This is a genomic window from Pseudoruegeria sp. SHC-113 (genome assembly GCF_025376885.1).
Lineage (GTDB): Bacteria > Pseudomonadota > Alphaproteobacteria > Rhodobacterales > Rhodobacteraceae > Pseudoruegeria.
The window spans coordinates 303,682-324,274 of sequence record NZ_JAHUBR010000001.1 but is presented as its reverse complement, the minus strand read 5'-3'; the positions used below and the strand labels follow the sequence as shown (position 1 = coordinate 324,274).

20 protein-coding genes and 1 tRNA gene are annotated in these 20,593 nt (G+C 62.6%); 5 read left to right on the top strand and 16 right to left on the bottom strand.

Translation table 11 applies throughout. The features are described from left to right. Positions 1 to 4: 4 nt before the first annotated feature. On the bottom strand, positions 5 to 382 hold the full coding sequence (locus tag KVX96_RS01575; RefSeq protein ID WP_261192373.1) for a hypothetical protein: 378 nt from the start codon (positions 380 to 382) through the stop codon (positions 5 to 7). Between the two features lie 149 nt (positions 383 to 531). Between KVX96_RS01575 and KVX96_RS01570 the strand changes: the two genes are divergently transcribed. Then, the gene (locus tag KVX96_RS01570) at positions 532 to 1,182 is read left to right on the top strand and encodes a carbonic anhydrase (RefSeq protein ID WP_261192370.1); all 651 of its coding nucleotides are present in this window, start codon (positions 532 to 534) and stop codon (positions 1,180 to 1,182) included. 12 nt (positions 1,183 to 1,194) lie between these two features. Here the strand turns inward: KVX96_RS01570 and KVX96_RS01565 are convergent, their stop codons facing one another. Further along, positions 1,195 to 1,512 (bottom strand): hypothetical protein, encoded by a 318-nt coding sequence (locus tag KVX96_RS01565; RefSeq protein ID WP_261192366.1) that lies wholly within the window; start codon positions 1,510 to 1,512, stop codon positions 1,195 to 1,197. Between the two features lie 394 nt (positions 1,513 to 1,906). Further along, entirely contained in the window at positions 1,907 to 2,929 is a 1,023-nt protein-coding gene (locus KVX96_RS01560) for an aspartate-semialdehyde dehydrogenase (protein WP_261192365.1), read from the bottom strand. Between the two features lie 435 nt (positions 2,930 to 3,364). On the opposite strand from KVX96_RS01560, the gene KVX96_RS01555 reads away from it, so the two are divergent. Next, complete coding sequence (locus KVX96_RS01555) at positions 3,365 to 4,645, top strand: DEAD/DEAH box helicase (RefSeq protein WP_261192362.1); 1,281 nt, start codon at positions 3,365 to 3,367, stop codon at positions 4,643 to 4,645. Between the two features lie 117 nt (positions 4,646 to 4,762). On the opposite strand, the gene KVX96_RS01550 is transcribed toward KVX96_RS01555, so the two are convergent. Together KVX96_RS01550 and KVX96_RS01545 are read right to left on the bottom strand one after the other, a co-directional pair. After that, positions 4,763 to 5,611, bottom strand: coding sequence for a universal stress protein (locus KVX96_RS01550; RefSeq protein ID WP_261192360.1), 849 nt, complete (start codon positions 5,609 to 5,611; stop codon positions 4,763 to 4,765). Between the two features lie 11 nt (positions 5,612 to 5,622). Beyond that, the gene (locus tag KVX96_RS01545) at positions 5,623 to 7,125 is read right to left on the bottom strand and encodes a SulP family inorganic anion transporter (RefSeq protein ID WP_261192358.1); all 1,503 of its coding nucleotides are present in this window, start codon (positions 7,123 to 7,125) and stop codon (positions 5,623 to 5,625) included. Between the two features lie 251 nt (positions 7,126 to 7,376). On the opposite strand from KVX96_RS01545, the gene KVX96_RS01540 reads away from it, so the two are divergent. Then, positions 7,377 to 8,402: an NAD-dependent epimerase/dehydratase family protein gene (locus tag KVX96_RS01540; protein WP_261192356.1), complete on the top strand. Its 1,026-nt coding sequence runs from the start codon at positions 7,377 to 7,379 to the stop codon at positions 8,400 to 8,402. A gap of 149 nt (positions 8,403 to 8,551) precedes the next feature. After that, on the top strand, positions 8,552 to 9,493 hold the full coding sequence (gene tal / locus KVX96_RS01535) for a transaldolase (RefSeq protein ID WP_261192354.1): 942 nt from the start codon (positions 8,552 to 8,554) through the stop codon (positions 9,491 to 9,493). A gap of 225 nt (positions 9,494 to 9,718) precedes the next feature. On the opposite strand, the gene KVX96_RS01530 is transcribed toward tal, so the two are convergent. From KVX96_RS01530 to KVX96_RS01480, 11 genes are all read right to left on the bottom strand, one after another. Then, entirely contained in the window at positions 9,719 to 11,134 is a 1,416-nt protein-coding gene (locus KVX96_RS01530; RefSeq protein WP_261192352.1) for a DUF1254 domain-containing protein, read from the bottom strand. Positions 11,135 to 11,466: 332 nt separating this feature from the next. Next, complete coding sequence (locus tag KVX96_RS01525) at positions 11,467 to 12,594, bottom strand: M56 family metallopeptidase (protein WP_261192350.1); 1,128 nt, start codon at positions 12,592 to 12,594, stop codon at positions 11,467 to 11,469. Continuing rightward, positions 12,569 to 12,976, bottom strand: a complete 408-nt coding sequence (locus KVX96_RS01520; protein ID WP_261192348.1) for a BlaI/MecI/CopY family transcriptional regulator — start codon at positions 12,974 to 12,976, stop codon at positions 12,569 to 12,571. The genes KVX96_RS01525 and KVX96_RS01520 overlap by 26 nt, the downstream gene beginning before the upstream one ends. Before the next feature lie 84 nt (positions 12,977 to 13,060). Further along, entirely contained in the window at positions 13,061 to 13,339 is a 279-nt protein-coding gene (locus tag KVX96_RS01515; protein ID WP_261192346.1) for a DUF2160 domain-containing protein, read from the bottom strand. Then, positions 13,339 to 14,136, bottom strand: a complete 798-nt coding sequence (locus KVX96_RS01510; protein ID WP_261192345.1) for a carbohydrate ABC transporter permease — start codon at positions 14,134 to 14,136, stop codon at positions 13,339 to 13,341. The genes KVX96_RS01515 and KVX96_RS01510 overlap by 1 nt, the downstream gene beginning before the upstream one ends. A 10-nt stretch (positions 14,137 to 14,146) precedes the next feature. Then, positions 14,147 to 15,010, bottom strand: a complete 864-nt coding sequence (locus KVX96_RS01505) for a carbohydrate ABC transporter permease (RefSeq protein ID WP_261192344.1) — start codon at positions 15,008 to 15,010, stop codon at positions 14,147 to 14,149. Then, the gene (locus KVX96_RS01500; RefSeq protein WP_261192343.1) at positions 15,010 to 16,095 is read right to left on the bottom strand and encodes an ABC transporter ATP-binding protein; all 1,086 of its coding nucleotides are present in this window, start codon (positions 16,093 to 16,095) and stop codon (positions 15,010 to 15,012) included. The genes KVX96_RS01505 and KVX96_RS01500 overlap by 1 nt, the downstream gene beginning before the upstream one ends. A 14-nt stretch (positions 16,096 to 16,109) precedes the next feature. Then, a complete protein-coding gene (locus KVX96_RS01495) occupies positions 16,110 to 17,174 on the bottom strand; it encodes an ABC transporter ATP-binding protein (protein ID WP_261192342.1) in 1,065 nt (354 codons plus the stop codon). Positions 17,175 to 17,307: 133 nt separating this feature from the next. After that, positions 17,308 to 19,044: an ABC transporter substrate-binding protein gene (locus KVX96_RS01490; RefSeq protein ID WP_261192338.1), complete on the bottom strand. Its 1,737-nt coding sequence runs from the start codon at positions 19,042 to 19,044 to the stop codon at positions 17,308 to 17,310. Positions 19,045 to 19,225: 181 nt separating this feature from the next. Next, positions 19,226 to 19,462, bottom strand: a complete 237-nt coding sequence (locus KVX96_RS01485) for an Lrp/AsnC ligand binding domain-containing protein (RefSeq protein ID WP_261192337.1) — start codon at positions 19,460 to 19,462, stop codon at positions 19,226 to 19,228. A gap of 109 nt (positions 19,463 to 19,571) precedes the next feature. Next, positions 19,572 to 19,647: transfer RNA gene (locus tag KVX96_RS01480), tRNA-Lys, on the bottom strand. Positions 19,648 to 19,755: 108 nt separating this feature from the next. Between KVX96_RS01480 and dapF the strand changes: the two genes are divergently transcribed. Beyond that, positions 19,756 to 20,592 carry a diaminopimelate epimerase gene (dapF, locus tag KVX96_RS01475; protein WP_261192336.1) on the top strand — a complete coding sequence of 279 codons (837 nt, stop codon included), beginning with the start codon at positions 19,756 to 19,758 and terminating at the stop codon, positions 20,590 to 20,592. Position 20,593 lies beyond the last annotated feature (1 nt).

The window sequence follows — 20,593 nt, the reverse complement described above, 5'->3', positions numbered from 1 at the left end:
CCCATTAAAACCCATGCCCCGGTGCAAGATCCGCCGCCGTGAGCGCGGCGTGGCGCAGCAGGCGGCCCAGGCGCTCCAGCAAGGCGGATGTTTCCACCGCGCGCCGCGCTTCCGCTACCTCGCAAAGCGCCTGCGCCACGAATAGCGGATGGCTGAGGCCAAGGGCCGAAAGCCCCTCTGCGATCCCTCTCACAGCGGCGCGCAGCTGAATGTAATGCCCTCTGCCGAAGTGAAGCCACGCGGCCTCCAGATCGCGTAGGGCGATGGCCAGCTGGCGGCAGGCGTCCTCCTCCGGGTGGTGGCGGGTGTAGCAGGCAATCTGCGCGCACAGCTGCGCCTGCGCCTCCCTTTCGGGCTGAACCAGCTGCTGTGCTGTTCCCATGACCTCACCCTTCCGGCTGCGGAACCCGTGCCCAGAGTGGCGCAACAGCCCCTACCAAAGCGTTTCTTCCAGCCGGGTTGACGCGGAAAAACCTCTCGAATTCAGTGAAAATCAGCGCTACAACCCGCCGAAACACGAGGAGATACCCCATGAGCTTCGCAAAGCCGCTTCCAGCCTATTTCGCCAAACGCTATCACGGCTGGAAAGCGACGTCTTTCGAGGAAAACAAGGCCTGGTATCGCCGCCTTGCCGATGAAGGCCAGCGCCCGCGCGCGATGATCATTTCCTGCTGTGACAGCCGGGTGCATGTCACCTCGATCTTCGGCGCGGATCAGGGCGAATTCTTCATCCACCGCAACATCGCCAACCTCGTGCCGCCCTATGAGCCCGATGGCGAGGCGCATGGCACCTCGGCAGCCGTGGAATATGCCGTCACCGCGCTGAACGTGGCGCATATCCTCGTGCTCGGCCATTCGAGCTGCGGCGGCGTGAAGGGCTGCCACGACATGTGCTCGGGCCAAGCGCCGGAACTGGAGGAGAAAAGCAGCTTCGTGGGCCGCTGGATGGACATCCTGCGCCCGGGCTATGAACGCGTGGCCGGGATCGCCGACGAGGAGGAGCGCACGCGGGCGCTTGAGAAGGAGGCGGTGCTCGTCTCGATCGAAAACCTGATGACCTTCCCTTTCGTCAAGGAAGCCGTGGAAGACGAACGCCTCGCCCTGCACGGGCTCTGGCATGATATCGGCAACGGCGCGCTGGAAGAATACCGGGGCACCGCCGAGGGCTTCGTCGCCCTCTGAACGGAGCAGGTGTCAACGGCGGCGCTTGGGGCGGGCGCGGGCAAAATCCGTCAGCTCCCGCTCAAAGAGGCGCGAAAGCTCTTCCCGCGTCGCCGGGCCGTCGGCGTAGCCAGACCGTTTGCGGGTGATCCCGAGCGCGGCGAGCAGGGCGGGCATTGAAGGCAGCGTAGGCACAGCGGTCCGCAGCCGCCAGCGCTGGCCCTTGGGCAGCTTCGGGCTGTAGGGCGCGGCGGGCATGTTGGCCGCCGAGTAAGCGTAGCCAGACTGTGGCATGGTGTGGCGCGCGGCCGTTTCCATGCCTTGGCCGGGATCCAGCATGCTGGGTGGCATCGGGGCGGGCGCGGGGCCTGCGGGGCGAACAGATACATATAACATCGTCAACTCATACACTTGCAATTGAGGCACATTTCGGGCCGCATTCGAGGCGTATTCTTGGCAGAGCCACTGGCTGCGGGTGGCCGGGGAACGCCCCCAGCGTGCCGTGCTCAGCATCTTATGGCCTTCGCTTCCCCGGCAGAACCGGGGCTTTGGAAGGGGGCCTTACCTCTTCCGGATAGGACAAGGGCCAATGGCGCTCTGCCGTTGCCCGGCTTGTCTGACTCGTCCTTAACAATCGCTGAACGCAGGGCCCTGAGCCCCAGCGTGATGCCGATTTAGCGCGGATTTACGCATGAAAAAGGGGGCACTGGCCCCCTTCCCCGTTATCCATCAATGTAGGCTGACATTAGCCCTTCTTCAAGATCTCGCGGCCGTAGAGCTCGGCGATCTGCACTGCGTTCAGCGCCGCACCCTTGCGCAGGTTGTCGGAGACGCACCACAGGTTCAGCCCGTTCTCAACGGTGCCGTCCTGACGGATCCGGCTGATGAAGGTCGCGAAGTCGCCGACGCATTCCACCGGCGTCACGTAGCCGCCGTCCTCGCGCTTGTCGATCACCATGATGCCCGGTGCTTCGCGCAGGATATCGCGGGCCTCATCCTCGTCGAGGAACTCCTCGAACTCGATGTTGATCGCCTCGGAGTGGCCCACGAAGACCGGCACGCGCACACAGGTGGCCGTGACCTTGATCGCCGGATCGACGATCTTCTTCGTCTCCACGACCATCTTCCACTCTTCCTTGGTGGTGCCGTCTTCCATGAAGACGTCGATGTGCGGGATCACGTTGAAAGCGATCTGCTTGGTGAATTTCGACGGATCACGCTCCTGACCGGGGACATACATGCCCTTGGTCTGATCCCACAGCTCGTCCATCCCCTCTTTGCCCGCGCCGGACACGGACTGGTAGGTGGAGACGACAACGCGCTTGATCTTGGCGCGGTCATGCAGCGGCTTGAGCGCCACCACCATCTGCGCCGTGGAGCAGTTGGGGTTCGCGATGATCATCTTATTGCGGTAGTCATGGACCGCCTGCGGGTTCACCTCCGGCACGATCAGCGGGATTTCCGGATCGTAGCGGTAGAGCGAGGAGTTATCGATCACCAGGCAGCCGGCCTCCGCGGCGCGCGGCGCATAGGTCTTCGTGGCCGAAGAGCCGATCGCGAACAGCGCAATGTCGAAACCGGTGAAATCGAAAGTGTCCAGGTCCTTGGTCTTGAGTGTCTTGTCGCCAAAGCTGACCTCTGTGCCCAGAGACTTGCGCGATGCCAGCGCAACGATCTCATCCACGGGGAACTGGCGCTCGGCCAGGATATTCAGCATTTCGCGGCCCACGTTACCGGTGGCGCCAACGACAGCGACTTTGTAACCCATTAGCAGGGACTCCTTTGAATCAATGTCCGGGAAGGACGCGGCCTCTTAGCGCAAGGGAAGCCCTTTCGCAAGAAATCCGGCATCAAACATGCTGCAACGCGGCGAAATGCGGCCCTCAAGCCGCGATGCGCCGTTGACAGCCGCGCCCCCATGCCCCATATGCCGCCACAGGATCGGCTGCCGCGTGAGCAGCCCGCCGCTGTTGATGTCGGCACTCCGCCCGCCCAAGCGCCCCGGGCACTCCTCCATAAGGGCGCCTTCCCAAGTTCCCAATTCACGCGGGGTTCTGACGGTTCGATCGGCCTGCCGCCGCATGATGCGGCCGGGTGAGGATCGCAACCGCAACCGACACGCGGCACCCGCGCCAAAGGCGCAGCGGGTGCATTTCGTTCATTTGCCGGGCACGCATGTGGCGTGCCGGAAAGGAAGGTCTTCGTGACCACGTTTAAAGAGCTGGGCCTCGAGCCCAAGCTGCTCGCCGCCATCGAGGCTGCGGGCTACGATCAACCCACCCCGATTCAGGCACAGGCCATTCCCCATGTGCTCAACGGCCATGACGTGATGGGCCTCGCCCAGACAGGCACCGGCAAAACCGCCGCCTTCGGCCTGCCGCTGGTAAACCACCTGCTGGGCCAGTTCGGCAAGCCCGAGCCCAAAACCGTGAAAGCGCTGGTGCTGGCCCCGACGCGCGAGCTGGTGAACCAGATCGCCGAGAACCTGAAAACCTACGTGCAGGGCACGCCGCTGAAAGTGCACACTGTTGTCGGCGGCGCTTCGATCAACAAGCAGATCCAGTTCCTGTCGCGCGGCACCGACATCCTCGTCGCCACACCGGGCCGGCTGATCGACCTGACCGACCGCAAGGCGGTGCGCCTCGATACGGCGCATTTCCTCGTGCTCGATGAGGCAGACCAGATGCTCGATCTCGGCTTCATTCACGCGCTGCGCAAGATCGCGCCGATGCTGGCCAAGGAACGGCAGACAATGCTGTTCTCCGCCACCATGCCCAAGCAGATGGAAGAGCTGAGCCAGGCCTATCTCGACCGCCCTAAAAAGGTGCAGGTCAACCCGCCGGGCATGGCCGCCGAGAAGATCGACCAGAGTCTGCATTTCGTTGGCTCCAAGGGCAAATACGACCTCCTGAAAGAGATGCTGGACGGCCACCCCGAAGAGCTGGCGCTCGTCTTCTGCCGCACCAAACACGGGGCCGAGAAGCTGAAAAAGCACCTCGAAGATCGCGGCTACCCGGCAGAGTCGATCCATGGCAACAAGAGCCAGGGCCAGCGCGATCGTGCCATCCGCTCCTTCCGGGACGGCCACGCCCGCATCCTCGTCGCCACCGATGTGGCCGCCCGCGGAATCGACATCCCCGGCGTGCGCTTCGTCTACAACTACGAGCTGCCGGAAGTGCCGGAAAACTACGTCCACCGCATCGGCCGCACCGCGCGCGCCGGCAAGGCGGGCAAGGCTGTCTCGCTGGTGGGCGGCGCTGAACTGGGCCGCCTGAAAGACATCGAGAAGCTGATGAAGCGCTCGATCGAGGTCGCCGGTGGCGAACGCCCCGAAGAAGAAGACGCCCCCTCCAAGGGCCGTGGCCGCGGCGGCCACCGCCGCGGTGGCAAGCCGGGCTTCGCGAAATCCGCCGGCAAATCGGCTGGCGCCAACGCCCAAGGCAGACCGCAGCGCAAACGCCGCCAGAAACGCCGCGCGGCCTAAGTCTCAAGACTCAAAAAGGGCGGCCCCAACAGGCCGCCCTTTCTCTTTGCCCCATTCATCTTGGCAAAAATATCCCGGGGGAGTCGCCGCAGGCGACGGGGGCAGAGCCCCCTCACCCTATCTGAACAGCAGGATCGGCACGTGGCAGGAGCGGATCATCTCGCTCGTGGTGGAGCCGATGATCAGGCTGCGCAGCCGGGAGGCCGAATAGGCCCCCATCATCAGAAGATCCGCTTCCAGCGCCTTCACCTGTTCGGTGATCACTGTCTTCGGGTTGCCAGTCGCGATCTCGCTGCGCACTGTATAGCCCGCGCCCTTCAGCATCGCCTCGGCGCCCTCGATCGCGCGCCGCGCCTTGGTTTCCTCTTCGCCCACGTTCAGCAACACGGCCTCAAGCCCGCCGAACACGTCGGAGCGCGCGATGTGATCCACCGCGCGCATGGCGGCGGCGGAGCCGTCATAGGCAATCAGGAACCGTTCCACGGGCTTGAACGCCCGCGAGGCCACGAGCACCGGGATCTTGCTGGCGCGCACCACGCGCTCAAGATTGCTGCCCAGATGCCCCTTGGCGAAATCCGCGCCCTCGCCGCGCTTGCCGACCACGATCAGATCCGCGCCTTCCTCGGCGGCCGTGGCTTCTTCCACCAGATCGCCGTGGCGCAGCCGTGTCGTCACGGCCTCCACACCAGCAGCCCGGATCCGCGCCTCGGCATCCTCCAGAATGGCCCGCCCGCGCTTTTGCGCGAGCTTGGCCTTGGCGATGTCGAGCTCGGCGAGCTCCTCCATCAGCTTGCTGCGCGCGCCGAGCCCGATGTTGCCCGACAGGTTGCTCTGCGCGCCCTCACGACGGCCCAGCACATGCAGCACCTCGACCGAGCTGCCCTTGCGCCTCGCCACCCAGGCGGCGTAATCGCAGACGCTTTCCGAATAGGTGGAGCCATCCACCAATGCGATGATTCTGGACATGCGCCCCTCCCTCAGTGACCCATCAGGCGCTCGAGCGCGCCGGGCTTGTCATGTTCGGCCAGACGCCCCATGAGGGTCTCGCTGGCCTCGTTCATGCCGATGATGCTCACATCCGCGCCTTCGCGGCGGAACTTCAGCACCACCATATCAATCGCGGAGATCGCGGAAATATCCCAGATATGGGCGCGGCTCACGTCGATCACCACCTCGTCCAGCGCTTCGTTGAAATCGAAAGCGTCAGCGATGTCAGGTGCTGTCGCGAAGAACAGCTGCCCTTCCACGGTGTAGGTGCGCTTGCGGCCATCCGGCGCCAGTACGCTTTTGATGCGGAACACAGCGGCAATCTTCCAGGCAAAGAAGATGCCCGAGAGCAGAACGCCCGTCAGCACACCGATGGCGAGGTTGTGGGAGAAGACGGTGACCACCACCGTCGCCACCATCACGATGGAAGAAGGGCGCGGGTGCTCTTTCAGGTTCTTCAGGGAAGACCACGAGAAGGTGCCGACAGAGACCATGATCATGATCGAGACCAGCGCGGGCATCGGGATCTGGGCCACCAGATCGCCCAGCCCGACGATCAGGATCAGCAGGAACACGCCCGCCGCAAAGCAGGAAAGCCGCCCGCGGCCACCAGATTTCACGTTGATCATGGATTGCCCGATCATCGCACAGCCCGCCATGCCGCCAATAAAGCCGGTGGCGGTGTTGGCCAGCCCCTGCCCGATACATTCGCGGTTCTTGTCGGATTTCGTATCCGTCAGATCATCCACCAGCTGCGCCGTCATCAGGCTTTCCAAGAGGCCCACCACGGCAATCGCGGCGGAAACAGGCAGGATGATGCGCAGGGTTTCGAGGTTCAGCGGAATATCCGGGATCAGGAACACCGGCAGCGTATCCGGCAATTCGCCCATATCGCCTACGGTGCGCACGTCGAGCCCCAGCACCATGGCGAGCGTCGTCAGAACGATGATCGTCACCAGCGGGCTGGGGATCGCCTTGGTGAGCAGCGGGAAGAGGTAGATGATCGCGAGGCCTGCCGCGATCATGATCCACGTCAGCAGGGTGACGCCCTCGTTGCGGATGTCCATTTCGGGCAACTGCGCGAGGAAAATCAGAATCGCTAGCGCGTTCACGAAGCCCGTCATCACCGATTTCGAGACAAAGCGCATCACGTTGCCGAGCTTCAGCATGCCGCAGACGATTTGCAACAGCCCCGCCAGCACGGTGGCGGCCAGCAGGTATTGCAGCCCGTGATCCTTCACCAGCGTCACCATCAGCACCGCCGTGGCCGCCGTAGCCGCCGAGATCATGCCGGGCCTGCCGCCTGCGATGGCGGTGATCACGGCAATCGAGAAGGAGGCGTAGAGGCCGATCTTCGGATCCACCCCGGCGATGATCGAGAAGGCGATAGCCTCGGGGATGAGGGCCAGCGCCACAACGAGGCCGGCCAGAAGGTCGGCGCGGATGTTGCCGAGCCAATCTTGGCGGAGCGTTGAAAGTGTGTCTGCTTTCACAGGAAATCTCCATTGGGTCTGGAGCGTCTCAGGCGCGCGGGGCACCCGTCCGGTTCGCGTGTTTCGCGCCCGCGTTTACCGGCGTGAGCGCTCACAGGCCACCCCCGCAGGCCTTTTGCAGGTGCAGAAATGCCGCGCATTGGCCGGAATGCCACGTTTTGCGCCCTTCCCACCCAAGGCTGCGGGCTTTTCGCTGTGAATATCGATGCGCCTGCCTATGGTGCGCCCAAGATCAGTTGCAGGAGTTTACCATGTCGCGCGTTGCTTTCGTCACCGGGTCCGCCGGGTTCATCGGGTTCCACACCTGCAAGCGCCTGCTGGCCGATGGGTTCACCGTGATCGGGCTCGACGCGATGACGGATTACTACGACGTGTCGCTCAAGCACCGCCGCCACGCCATGCTGCTGCAGACGCCCGGCTTCACCGCCATCGAGAAACGGCTGGAAGAGCCCGGCGCGCTGATGGAGATCTTCGCCACCCACAAACCCGACGTGGTGATCCACCTCGCCGCGCAGGCCGGTGTGCGCTATTCGATCGTTGCGCCGCGCTCCTATGTGGAGGCCAACCTCGTGGGCACCTTCGAGCTGCTCGAAGCCGCCCGCGCCCATCCGCCCGCGCATATGCTGCTGGCCTCGACCTCGTCCGTGTTCGGGGCCAACACCGATATGCCCTACGCGGAAACCGACAAGGCCGATCTGCAGATGTCCTTCTACGCGGCCACCAAGAAGTCCACCGAGGCGATGGCCCATTCCTACGCGCATCTCTACGGGCTGCCGACCACCATGTTCCGCTTCTTCACCGTCTATGGCCCCTGGGGCCGGCCCGACATGGCGCTGTTCAAATTCACCTCCGCCATCCTGCAGGGCCGCCCGATCGACGTCTACAACCACGGCAATATGCAGCGCGATTTCACCTATATCGACGATCTGGTGGAAGGCATCCGCCGCCTGATCGATATTGCGCCCGAACGCCCGGCTACGGCTGAGGACATCGCGGAAGTCGACAGCCTCTCGCCGGTTGCCCCTTGGCGCGTGGTGAACATCGGCAACGGCGCGCCCAGCGCGCTTGGCACCTTCATCGAGGCCATCGAGGCCGCGCTGGGGCAGGAGGCCGAGAAGAACTACATGGAGATGCAGCCCGGCGACGTGCCCGCCACATGGGCCGACGACAAGCTCTTGCGCCACCTGATCGGGCCGATTCCGCGCACCGAACTCACCGAAGGCGTGAAGGCTTTCGTGGACTGGTACAAAGCCGATTACGCCCCGCAAAACGGCTAAAGCCCGTCGCGAAACCCCGGTTTGGCCCCGTGGGGCGCAGTTTCACACAGATTTCACGGGTTTTGCACCTGCGCCGCATGGACCGTTGCGCGCAACGGAGGTAGAAGCGGGGCGAACCCGCACATTGCCGCCAGAGGAGACGCCCGAACATGGCCAGCAAGCTTGATCAACTGCGCGAAATGACGATCGTCGTTGCCGACACCGGCGACGTCGGCGCCGTCGCCGCGCTGAATCCCGAAGATTGCACCACCAACCCCTCCATCGTGCTGAAAGCCCTGCAGAGCGACGATTTCGCCGAGGCGTTCAAAGCCGCCGTGGCCGCTGGCAAAGGCAAGGACAACGCCGTCACCGCCATCGCCGACGATCTGACGGTGACTGTGGGGGCCGAGCTGTCCAAACTGGTGCCGGGCCGCGTCTCCACCGAAGTGGACGCCCGCCTCTCCTTCGACACCGAGGCCTCCATCGCCAAGGCCCGCGCGATCATCGCAGCCTATGAGGCGCGCGGCATCAAGCGCGATCGCATCCTGATCAAGCTTGCCGCCACATGGGAGGGCATCGAAGCCGCCCGCGTGCTGGAGCAGGAAGACATCCAGTGCAACCTCACGCTGATCTTCGCACAGGCTCAGGCCATCGCCTGCGCCAACGCGGGCGTGTTCCTGATCTCCCCCTTCGTGGGGCGGATCACCGATTGGTACGGCAAGGCGGAAGGCCGCACCTACGGGCCGGAGGAAGATCCGGGCGTGCTCTCCGTGCGGGGCATCTACGATTACTACAAATCCAACGGCATCAAGACGATCGTCATGGGCGCCTCCTTCCGCAACACCGGCCAGATCGAAGCGCTGGCGGGCTGTGACCGGCTGACGATCTCGCCGAACCTGCTGCAGGAACTGGCCGCCGACGAAGGCGCGCTGCCGCGCAAGCTGGATCCGGCCAATGCCACCGGCGTCGCCGAGATCCCGATGACCGAGGCCGATTTCCGCTGGGCCATGAACGAGGACCCGATGGCCACCGAGAAGCTGGCCGAGGGCATCCGCAACTTCAACAAGGACACCGAGAAGCTCTACGGGCTGATCGAAGCCGCGCTGGCCTGACCTAGGTGCGCCAAGGGCGGGGCCCAGCGCCCAAGCCCGCGTGGAAATTCTTGAGCACAAACGGCCCCGTCACATGTGTGACGGGGCCGCTTCTTTAACCGTATGCTGCTGTTCGTCCTTCTTGTTGCGAAGGACCGGGAAGAACTCAAAGCAGAGTCGCTCGTGCTTCCAATTTCATGCCAACCGCAACTTGGTTGCACTTGGGCGTATCATAGCGCGCCACCTTCATTGTGGCACGAGATCGGGCAAGCGGTAGCTGAGGTCGAGCACGTCTTGCGTCGGGGCGTAGAAACGGACCATCGCATAGAAACCGCCCTGCGGCGCGGGAAGCCAGTTTGCCGCCGGGTCCTCCGGCTTTTGATTCGACACCGTGACAGTGACCGAACCGTCCGCATTTTGTATCAGCCCTTCGGTCGCCGGGCTGATGGAATAGCGGTCGATTGGATTGTCAACGAGGTCATAGGTGCCGAGGCTGTACATCGTAAGGGACCAGAAGTCAGTGACGGGCGGAAGCTGGTCCGGTTCGAACGTCATCGTGTAGGTCGTCGCTCCCGAGAGCGGATCGCCGTTCGCATCCTCGAAGAGATCGGCATAGCGGCTGACCTCAGTCGTCGGGTACATTGCCCCAGCCAGCACCATGGCGGCCCTTAAAAGGTAGTCATCGCCGTAATTACCAGCATGGCCCGAGGTGAACGTCGCGCTGCCGACCTTTTCGCCGCGTTCCGGGATGAAGGCCTGCACCCGATCAAACCCGTCTTCCTGAGCGTCGAGAAGCGCGGCGCGTTCCGCTTCAGTCCGGCTTTCCCAGGCAAAGCCTCCGTCTGCGTCGAAACCGATGACCTGAAGCGGGCCAGCCATGAAGGCGATGTCGGACTCCGCGCTCGGTGGATCGTAGGTCAGGACCTTTGAGACTTGCGCGAAGAAGGCAGGATTGCGCTGATCGGCGCCGGTGGCCTCTTCGGAGAAGACAATAACGTCCTCGATCGCCGAAAGTGTTTCTGATGGCAGTGTACGAATTGATCGGCGTTCTCCGGCCAGCCAGTCCGCGAGAGGAAGCGTCAACGTGGCCTCCTGCAAGGCACGCGCCTCGTCCCCTTCAAGGGCCTCGTTTTCAACCCGGATACGGTAAAGAACGTTGACCAGACGTCCTGGCGCGTCCACCCGGGCGAGTTCGACCGGCACATCGCCCTGATACCCAGGTGGGACCAGCACGAAGTCAAAAGGTCCGTCATACTCCGGCGGCGATCCGGACGAGAGGCCGTTGCCGACGTTCTTGAAGTTCCGCCCGTAGATGTCATTCATCTGAAAAACATAGTACCGCTCCCCGAATGCGGGCAGAGACACCACGATGGGTCCGTCGCTCAGATCAAACCACCCATAAGAATAGTAGGTATCGACGTTCGGACCGGACCCCGGCTTGTCACCCGGCTTCAGGAAGCTGCGGGTGTGCACAAGCTGGTTCAGCCCGTCTTCGACAATCGCCATACCGGAGTAATAACGGTACATCGCGACGATCCCGAGACCCCAGACATAGCTTTCCTCGGCGGCGGTTTCGAATTCCGCATCAACCGTCTCGGCTGTCGCCGCCCCGACCGTCAGCATGGCTGTCGCCGATATCGCTCCAATCAAATGTTTGCGCATCAGAAAGCCTCCTCTACTTCCATCCGGTCCCTTGTCTGAAAGGCTACCGTCTAACCGGGATACAATTCCTCGGATCGCCAGCCCGATCGATTTCCCAAGAAGCCTCATCAAGAACCTCCTAAAAAGACTTTCTCAAATCATAGCTCTGCGTTTGATTTCGACTAGGTCACCGCGGCCTACTGTCGGAATGCGAATCCACCCTCGAAGAAATCTTAAGGTGAGAACGCTCGTCAATGCCCCCCTCCCCAGAGATCTTCTGGTGTAACTTTACACTAGCAGCATAGGCTTGGACCAGCGCTCCGCCCTATTGCTTCTGTGCTTAAGTCCAGCTCCTACGGGCGGCCAAAGGTGTTGAGCGCGTTGAGCTTTTCGAGGTTCACGATGGCGTCGAGCATGATGCGGTCGTGGCTCCAGTCCGCCGGTTTCTGGATGCCGATGGCCACCACCAGCAGCGCCGCGCCGAAGAGCAGGGAGAGGTGCCGCAGGTGGCCGAGGCGCCTGTCGTAGCTGCGGTGTTCGAACATCGTCAGCATCCTGTCCCGCAGGCGCTGGCTGGAGCCCGCGCCGAACCATGTGCGGCGCACCTCCACGAGGGTGACCACGGGAAGCTCCATTGGCTGCGCCTGCTGGGAGAAGCCCCGGCGGCAGGCGCGCAGCAGGCAATCGCAATAGGCGCGCAGATCGGTGCCCTTGCGCGTCACCACCTGCTGATCGCAGGCCAGCTCGCGCAGCACTTCCACCTCGCGTTTGAGCAGCTTGAACGCCGGGTTCCAGAAGAACAGCGGCCGCGCGCATTCCAGCAGCACCTCCCATTCCACATCGCGCTGGCGCAGGTGCTGCAGCTCGTGGCGCAGCACCAGCCGCAGATCAGCGGGGCGCGTCAGCAAGCCAGCGGGCAGCACCACGTAGCGGCGGCGCAGGCCGCGGGTGGAGAAAGGCACCGCGAGGTGATCGGAGATCAGCAGCGACACCGAGCCGAACTGACGCCACTCATGGCAGCGCGACAGCGTTGCGCGCAGGCGCAGGATCTGCAGGCCCAGCCGCACCACATAGTAGAGCGCGCCAAGCATGAGCAGAGAGAAGAGCCCGAGCCAGATCGGCGTGTCGCGCAGCAGGAAATGCTCCGTCGCCTGCCCGCGCCACGCCAGCAGGGATTCAAAGGCGCTGGCCTTCATGGCGATATCGCCCTTCAGGTAGCTCGCCACCAGAAGATCGCTCAGGTTCAGCGGATCCCGGGCCAGCCCGAACAGCAGTTTGGCCTTGAGATAGATCAGCACAGCGAGAGGCGTCAGCACCACGGCGAAGGCAATGCCGTTGAGCAGCCGCAGCTTCAGCCCGTAGGCATGGCGCAGCGGGCTTTTGTCTAGCAGGACTTTCAGGCCGAACCAAAGCGCCAGCGCGAGCGCCAGAACGATGTTGATGTCTATGAAAGCTTCAAAGACCGGACGGACCACTTCCATCTTTCATTCTCCTGTCCAACAACGCCCGAAGTTCCTCAAAATCGTCGTCCGACAGTTCGAAATCATCCACCAGCCGCGCCACGAGGGAGGCGGGGGTGTCGTCAAAGAGCTTCTCGGACAGATTTTTCAGGGATTTCGATTGATAAGCGTCCTTGGTCAGGATCGGTTCGTAGATGAACGTCTTGCCCTGCTTCGTGCTTTTCACGAATCCCTTTTTCTCGAGTATGCGCAGGATTGTGGCACCGGATGTGTAGGCCAGGTTGCGTTCCGGCGCGAGGCGCTCAAGCACATCGCGCACGGATCCTTCCCCCAGCTCCCAAAGCTCGGACATGAATTCCAGTTCGACTTCCGTCAGAAACTCGCTGTTCTTCTTCTTTCGCATGTCCTGTGGCCCCAGAAATTCCGGTGCACTCCTCCCTGCGGAGATCAAATACTAAAACTTACGTTTTTCCAAGAGGATTCTCGCCTACACCTTCCAGAAGCAGAAGATCCCCCAGCAGATGCTCACGCCCAGCGGCACCCAAAGCGGCATGCCCACGAGCCCGAGCCACGCAAGGAAGATGTAGACCGTCCCCAGAAGCGTGATGAAGAGCCGATCACCGCGCGTGGTGGTGAGGCCGAGCGCGCCTTTGCGCTCGTCCCCGCCGGGGTGTTTGATCTCGATCACGGTGAGGATCCCCATGGCCGAGAAGATCCCGATGAAGATAAGGGCCGTCGGCCAGGTCCAAGCCATCCAGCTCAGCATTACACCCTCCCCAGGGCAAAGCCCTTGGCAATGTAGTTACGGACAAAATAGATCACGATCGCGCCGGGGATGATGGTGAGCGTCCCGGCGGCGGCCAGAAGCCCCAGCTCGTAGCCCGCCGAGGAGGCGGTTTTCGTCATGGTGGCGGCGATGGGCTTGGCCTCCACGGCGGTGAGCGTCTTGGCGAGCAGCAGTTCGACCCAGCTGAACATGAAGCAGAAGAAGGCCGCCACGCCGACACCGGCCTTGATCGTGGGCAGGAAGATCGAGACGAAGAAGCGCGGGAAGGAGTAGCCGTCCACATAGGCGGTTTCGTCCAGCTCCTTGGGCACGCCCGACATGAAGCCCTCAAGGATCCACACCGCCAGCGGGATGTTGAACAGGCAATGCGCCAGCGCCACGGCGAGGTGGGTGTCAAACAGCCCCACCGCTGAGTAGAGCTGGAAGAAGGGCAGCGCGAACACGGCCGCCGGGGCCATGCGGTTCGTCAGCAACCAGAAGAACAGGTGCTTGTCGCCAAGGAAGGTGTAGCGGCTGAAGGCATAGGCCGCCGGCAGCGCCACGCAGACGGAGATCACCGTGTTCAGCGTCACGTAGATGATCGAGTTGATATAGCCCCAGTACCACGTCGGATCGGTGAAGATCGTCGTGTAGTTCTCCAGCGTGAAGGTCTGGGGGAAGAGCGAAAAGCCCGACAGGATCTCGTTCGTCGTCTTGAAGCTCATCGCCACCAGCCAGTAGATCGGCAGCATGAGAAAGAGGATGTAGAGGATCGGGATCAGGGTACGTTTCTTCATGGTCCTGCCCTTATTTCTGATCGTCTTTGGTCATCAGCGTGTAGAACAGCCAGCTGACCAGAAGCGTGATGGCGAAGTAGATGAGCGACATGGCGGCAGCCGGCCCAAGATCGAACTGCCCCAGCGCGATCTTCACGAGGTCGATCGACAGAAGCGTGGTGGAGTTGCCCGGCCCGCCGCCGGTGAGCACGAAGGGCTCGGTGTAGATGTTGAAGCTGTCCATGAAGCGCAGCAGGATCGCGATGGTGAGCACCTGCTTCATCTTCGGCAGCTGGATGTAGCGAAACACCGACCAGTTGGAGGCGCCGTCGATTTTGGCCGCCTGGTAGTAGGCGTCGGGAATCGAGACCAATCCAGCATAACTCAGCAGAACTACGAGCGAGGTCCAGTGCCAGACATCCATCACGATGATGGTGATCCAGGCCGCCAGCGGATCTTGGGTCATGTTGTAATCAATGCCCAGCGTGTGGTTCAGGAAATAGCCCAGAAGGCCGATGTCGGGCAGCGTGAAGATGTTCCACATCGCGCCCACCACGTTCCACGGGATCAGCATAGGCAGCGCCATCGTCACGAGGCAGACCGGCACCCAGAAGCCCTTCTTGGGCATCGAAAGCGCGATGATCACGCCCAGCGGGATCTCTATGATCAGGATCAAGCCGGTGAAGAGGAACTGCCGCCCCAGCGCCGCGTGGAAGCGCTCGGAGCGCAGGATCTGCTCGAACCAGCCGAGGCCCTCCCAAAAGAAGACGTTGTCGCCGAAGGTTTCCTGCACCGAGTAGTTGACGACGGTCATCATCGGGATCAGCGCGTTGAAGGCCACCAGCAGCAGAACCGGCAGCACGAAGAACCATGCTTTCTGGTTTTCGGTTTTCATCAGGCGGCCCCCCGTGCCTCGGAGGCCAGCCAGCCATCCGCGTAAAAACGTGTCTGTTCCTGCTTGAATTGCATGTGTACCGTGTCGCCCTGCGCGGGCAGATCATGGCTGTGCAGCACCGCCGAAAGCCGTGTGCCATCGCCGGTGATCGCCTCCACCACGGCGCTATGGCCCAGGTCGGCCACCTTGCGCACCTTGCCTGCGATCCCCTCTTGCGAAAGCGTCACGAACTCGGGCCGAATGCCGATTTCCGTGCGGTTGCCGGTTTGCGTTATGCTGCCTTCAAGCGGGACGTTCTGGCCCAAAAAGAACGCCCCGCCATCGCGCACTTCACAGGGAAGGACGTTCATGCCGGGTGAGCCGATGAAATGGCCCACGAATGTATGCGCCGGGCGCTCGAAAAGCTCCACCGGTGTGCCGATCTGCACCACCTCACCCAGCTGCATCACCACCACCTGATCGGCAAAGGTGAGCGCTTCGGTCTGGTCGTGGGTCACGTAGATCATCGTCGCGTTGACGCGCTGGTGCAGCTCCTTGAGCTTGGAGCGCAGCTTCCATTTCAGATGCGGATCGATCACGGTGAGCGGCTCGTCGAACATCACCACGTTCACGTCATCACGCACGAGGCCGCGCCCCATGGAGATCTTCTGCTTGTTGTCCGGCGAAAGCCCCGCCGCGCGCTGGTCGAGCATCTCGGTGACTTCGAGCATCTCGGCAATCTCAGCTACGCGGGCCGCAATGCGCGCAGGCGCAACGCCCCGGTTCTTGAGCGGGAAGGCGAGGTTCTCGCGCACGGTCATCGTGTCGTAGATCACAGGGAACTGGAACACCTGCGCGATGTTGCGCTGATCCGGCGGCAGGTCCGTCACGTCCTGCCCGTCAAAGAGGATGCGCCCTTCCGAAGGCACCAGAAGGCCCGAAATGATGTTGAGCAGGGTCGATTTTCCGCAGCCCGAGGGGCCGAGCAGCGCGTAGGCACCACCATCCTGCCAATCCAGATCGATCTGCTTGAGCGCGTAGTCATCCGGGGATTTCGGGGCGGGCATGTAGCTGTGGCGCAGCTGGGAGAGGGTGATTTTAGCCATTTCAGAGCCTTTCTTCAGGCCACGAGCGCGCCGTCGGGCGCGAAGTAGAAGCATTTGGACGGGTCCATGAAGAACTCATGGTCTTCGCCCACCTTGTAGGGGTGCACGCCCGGCGCGAGGGAAACCCAGCTTTCTGAGCCAAGACTGAAATGCGCGCTGCTTTCCGACCCGCTGAGCTCCGTCACCTGCACCGTCCCTGTGACCGAGACATGGGCGGCGGAATGGCGGATCGGCGAGACATAATGCGGGCGCACGGCGACGGTGTAGTCGCCATCGGCCAGATCGGCGGCCTTGCCCGTCAGCTCCCACTTCACATTGGCGTTCAAGCGGGCCTGAGTGCCTTGCTTGGTGATCGGCGCGGCGTTGATCGGCGGGTTCGAAAAGACACGCGCGGAGGCGAGGTTCTTCGGGTTCCGGTAGATCTCTGCCGTCTTGCCAAATTGCGTCACATGGCCGTCGTGCATCAGAGCGGTATGGCCGCCCAGCAACAGAGCCTCTTCCGGCTCGGATGTGGCATAGACAACCACGGCCCCGCGCCCGGCAAACAGCTCGGGCAGCTGATCGCGCAGCTCCTCGCGCAGCTTGTAGTCGAGGTTGGCCAGCGGCTCATCCAGGAACACGGCGGTGCTTTCCTTGGCGATGGCGCGGGCGAGCGCGCAGCGCTGTTGCTGGCCACCGGAAAGCTCCTGCGGGCGGCGGTTCAGCATCGGCTCGAGCTGCAGGATCTTCGCCGCTTCTTCCACACGCCCCGCGATCTCGGATTTCGCCATGCCGGCGATCTTCAGCGGCGAGGCGATGTTGTCGTAGACGCTCATATGCGGGTAGTTCACGAAGAACTGGTGCACGAGGCTGATGTTGCGTTTCTGCGGGGTGAGCTTGGTGACATCCTGCCCGTTGATCAGGATCTCTCCGCTCGCGGCACGGTCCAGCCCCGCCATGAGCTTGATCAGGGAAGTCTTGCCAGCCCCGGTTTCGCCCAGAAGCACGTTGAAGTGCCCGGTTTCGAGCCTGAGGGAGACGGGCTTGATGTGCTCCACCCCTCCGACGCTCTTGGTTACGTGTCTCAGTTCAACTGTCATCTGTGGCCATATCTGTTCCGGCGAAGCGCCGCAGGGCCGGCGGCTTTTCGGTGTGATCTGGGAAAGTGGCCGGGGCCATGCAGGGCCCCGGCCGATGTGTCGGCCCGCCAAAAAGGCGGACCCGACGGGGAGGTTATTGCGAGGCCCAGCGGGCAACGAGCTCGTCGTAGTTCACGGTCTCGCCCTGGGGCTTCTCGTTCTCCAGCTTCGCCTTGGCACCGCCTTTGCCGAGCCATTCGGAGGGATCTTTTTCCTCGTTCAGGCGCGGGCCGCAGCCGCCGTAGACATTGGCGCGCTCGTCGGCTTGCTGCATGCGGGCCATGGTGATGTCCATCTCCTCGGCGAGGCGATCCATGGCTTCCTGCGGGGTGAAGGCACCGGAGTTCACGTCACCGATCTGCTGCCACCAAATCTGGGCCAGTTTCGGATAATCCGGCACGTTGATGCCCGTGGGGGACCATGCCACGCGATCCGGGGAGCGGTAGAACTCCACGAGGCCGCCAAGCTTCGGAGCGCGCTCGGAGAAGCTTTCGTGATTCACCGAGGAGTCGCGGATGAAGGTCAGGCCAACATGGGATTTCTTCACGTCCACCGTCTTGGACACAACGAACTGCGCGTAGAGCCAGGCGGCCTTGGCACGATCCAGCGGCGTGGATTTCAGGATCGTCCAGGAGCCCACGTCCTGATAGCCGACCTTCTGGCCTTCTTCCCAATAGGGGCCATGCGGGCTCGGGGCCATGCGCCAAAGCGGGTTGCCGTCGCCATCCACCGTGTTGTTGCCCTCGGACTGCGGCTTCACCATGTCGGCAGTGAAGGCGGTGTACCAGAAGATCTGCTGGGCCACGTTGCCCTGCGCCAGCGCGGGGAGCGACTGGTAGAAGTCATAGGACGCCGCACCCGGAGGAGCGTAATTGCGCAGCCATTCATCCCACTTGCGGATCGCGTAAACCGCCGCCGGGCCGTTCGCGGCACCACCGCGGGAGACAGACGCGCCGGCCGGGTTGCAGGAACCGGCTTCCATCCGGATGCCCCATTCGTCGATCGGCACGCCGTTGGGCTCGCCCTTGGAGCCGGCACCCGCCATGGAGAGCCAGGCGTCCGTCATCCGCCAGCCAAGATCCGGCGCGCGTTTGCCGTAATCCATGTGGCCGTAGATCGTGGTGCCGTCGATTTCCTTCACGTCGTTGGAGAAGAACTCGGCGATGTCCTCATAGGCGGACCAGTTCACCGGGACGCCCAGATCGTAGCCGTATTTCTCCTTGAAGGCGGCCTGCAGATCCTCGCGATCAAACCAGTCCTTGCGGAACCAATAGAGGTTCGCGAACTGCTGGTCGGGCAACTGGTACAGATCGCCGTCCGGGCCGGTGGTGAACTGGGTGCCCATGAAGTCATCCAGATCGAGGCCGGGGTTCGTCACGTCGGCACCGTCGCCGGCCATGAAGTCCGTCAGGTTGTAGGCCAGCTGCAGGCGGGAGTGGGTGCCGATCAGATCGGAGTCGTTGACGTAGGCATCATAGAGATTGCGCTGCGTCTGCATCTGCGTTTGCACCGCCTGCACCACTTCGCCCTCGCCGAGGATCTGGTGGTTCACCTTGATGCCGGTGATGTCCTCGAAGGCCTTGGCGAGTACTTCGGATTCATAGCCATGCGTCGGAATCCCTTCCGAGAGCACGTTGATTTCCATGCCCGAGAACGGCGCGGCGGCGTCGATGAACCACTGCATCTCTGCCAATTGCTCGTCCTTGCTGAGCACCGAGGGCTGGAATTCCTGATCAATCCATTTCTTGGCCGCTTCCACGTCGGCAAAAGCCGCCGGCGACCCCGCAACAACGGCAGACGCCGCCACTGCGGAGAGCAGATACTTGCGCATCCTGTCTCCTCCCATTGTGTTGTAACGCCGGAGTGTAACCGGCAGGCACAATTCGGCACAGAGGGGGGCTTTGTGTCAAACTAAAAAGTTAGTAGAGCACTAGAGCTGCATGTAAGTATTTGCTTTAAAGGTTAATTTTTGTACTAAAAAATTAGTTTCAAGCTGATTTCAGCACCCCCACCTAGAAGGCTTTGTAGGTTTGCGTGGTGTAGGTGCGCTCGATCCCGTCGATGTCCAGCAGGTGACCGTTGATGTATTTCCCAACGTCCTGGCCTTCCGGCACATAGAGCTTCATCAGCAGATCATACTGCCCGGAGGTGGAATAGAGCTCTGAGTGGATTTCCTTCAGCGCGATGGCTTCGGCCACCTTGTAGGTCGTCCCGGGGCGGCACTGGATCTGGATGAAAAGGCAGCTCATGCGGCTCTCCCGTCTTGCAAAGGCTTGCCGCAAGTGTTCGCGCAACTGCGCAGCGCGCACAACAGCGAAATGAACGCTGTCCGAAGGATCATGCTGTCGGGAGGTTCAGTGGTGAGCCGTGCAGGATTCGAACCTGCGACCCACTGATTAAAAGTCAGTTGCTCTACCAACTGAGCTAACGGCCCACTCTGTGAGGGCGGCTTCTAAGCATGTGGTCCGGGGGGGTCAAGCGGATTCGGGGGATTATTTTCGCCATCTGGTAAATTTTTTCCGCGCGCCTTATATCGCAGCTCATGCGCGACGCAGCCTCCTCCGAATCCCTGACGTTCATGAAAATGCACGGGTTGGGCAATGACTTCGTGGTCCTCGACTCACGGGGGCGGGAGGCTGTTGTCACCGAAAGCCTCGCGCGCGGGCTGGGCGATCGCCACCGGGGCGTGGGCTTTGATCAGCTGGCCGAGATCCGCAGCAGCGACGTGGCCGACATCGATCTGGATTTCTGGAACAGCGACGGCAGCCGCGCCGGGGCCTGTGGCAATGCCACCCGCTGCGTGGCGCAATACATGATGGATCAACTTGGGCAGGACAGCCTGACAATCCGCACCAGCCGGGGCCTTCTGCGCGCCGAACGCGCCGCCGCCGGGCAGGTGGCCGTCAACATGGGCCATCCGCAGCTTGACTGGGCCGAGGTGCCGCTCGCGCACGAAACCGACACGCTGCAACTGCCACTCGCGGGCGATCCCGTCGCCGTGGGCATGGGCAACCCCCATTGCGTGTTCTTCGTGGAGGATGCCGAGGCGGTGGATGTGGCCAAGGTCGGCGCGCGTTTCGAAACAGATCCGCTCTTCCCGCAGGCCACCAACGTGGAATTTGCCGAGGTGCGCAATGACGGCGAGATCCGCATGCGCGTCTGGGAGCGCGGCACCGGCATCACGCTGGCCTGCGGCTCCGGCGCCTGTGCCACTGCCGTGGCCGCCCACCGGCGCGGCCTCACCGGTCGCACCGTCCGCATGGAAGTGGACGGCGGCTGGCTGCTGCTGGACTGGCGCGAGGATGGGGTTTGGATGACAGGCCCCACCGCCCATGTGTTCGACGCCACGCTCTCGCGCGCCTTTCTGGAGGCCCTGTGAG

Bases quoted from the DNA above. Each gene is read 5' to 3' on its own strand.
- KVX96_RS01575 (WP_261192373.1), bottom strand. From the start codon at position 382: ATGGGAACAGCACAGCAGCTGGTTCAGCCCGAAAGGGAGGCGCAGGCG.
- KVX96_RS01570 (WP_261192370.1), top strand. From the start codon at position 532: ATGAGCTTCGCAAAGCCGCTTCCAGCCTATTTCGCCAAACGCTATCAC.
- KVX96_RS01565 (WP_261192366.1), bottom strand. From the start codon at position 1,512: ATGCCACCCAGCATGCTGGATCCCGGCCAAGGCATGGAAACGGCCGCG.
- KVX96_RS01560 (WP_261192365.1), bottom strand. From the start codon at position 2,929: ATGGGTTACAAAGTCGCTGTCGTTGGCGCCACCGGTAACGTGGGCCGC.
- KVX96_RS01550 (WP_261192360.1), bottom strand. From the start codon at position 5,611: ATGTCCAGAATCATCGCATTGGTGGATGGCTCCACCTATTCGGAAAGC.
- KVX96_RS01540 (WP_261192356.1), top strand. From the start codon at position 7,377: ATGTCGCGCGTTGCTTTCGTCACCGGGTCCGCCGGGTTCATCGGGTTC.
- tal (WP_261192354.1), top strand. From the start codon at position 8,552: ATGGCCAGCAAGCTTGATCAACTGCGCGAAATGACGATCGTCGTTGCC.
- KVX96_RS01530 (WP_261192352.1), bottom strand. From the start codon at position 11,134: ATGCGCAAACATTTGATTGGAGCGATATCGGCGACAGCCATGCTGACG.
- KVX96_RS01525 (WP_261192350.1), bottom strand. From the start codon at position 12,594: ATGGAAGTGGTCCGTCCGGTCTTTGAAGCTTTCATAGACATCAACATC.
- KVX96_RS01520 (WP_261192348.1), bottom strand. From the start codon at position 12,976: ATGCGAAAGAAGAAGAACAGCGAGTTTCTGACGGAAGTCGAACTGGAA.
- KVX96_RS01515 (WP_261192346.1), bottom strand. From the start codon at position 13,339: ATGCTGAGCTGGATGGCTTGGACCTGGCCGACGGCCCTTATCTTCATC.
- KVX96_RS01510 (WP_261192345.1), bottom strand. From the start codon at position 14,136: ATGAAGAAACGTACCCTGATCCCGATCCTCTACATCCTCTTTCTCATG.
- KVX96_RS01505 (WP_261192344.1), bottom strand. From the start codon at position 15,010: ATGAAAACCGAAAACCAGAAAGCATGGTTCTTCGTGCTGCCGGTTCTG.
- KVX96_RS01500 (WP_261192343.1), bottom strand. From the start codon at position 16,095: ATGGCTAAAATCACCCTCTCCCAGCTGCGCCACAGCTACATGCCCGCC.
- KVX96_RS01495 (WP_261192342.1), bottom strand. From the start codon at position 17,174: ATGACAGTTGAACTGAGACACGTAACCAAGAGCGTCGGAGGGGTGGAG.
- KVX96_RS01490 (WP_261192338.1), bottom strand. From the start codon at position 19,044: ATGCGCAAGTATCTGCTCTCCGCAGTGGCGGCGTCTGCCGTTGTTGCG.
- KVX96_RS01485 (WP_261192337.1), bottom strand. From the start codon at position 19,462: ATGAGCTGCCTTTTCATCCAGATCCAGTGCCGCCCCGGGACGACCTAC.
- dapF (WP_261192336.1), top strand. From the start codon at position 19,756: ATGCGCGACGCAGCCTCCTCCGAATCCCTGACGTTCATGAAAATGCAC.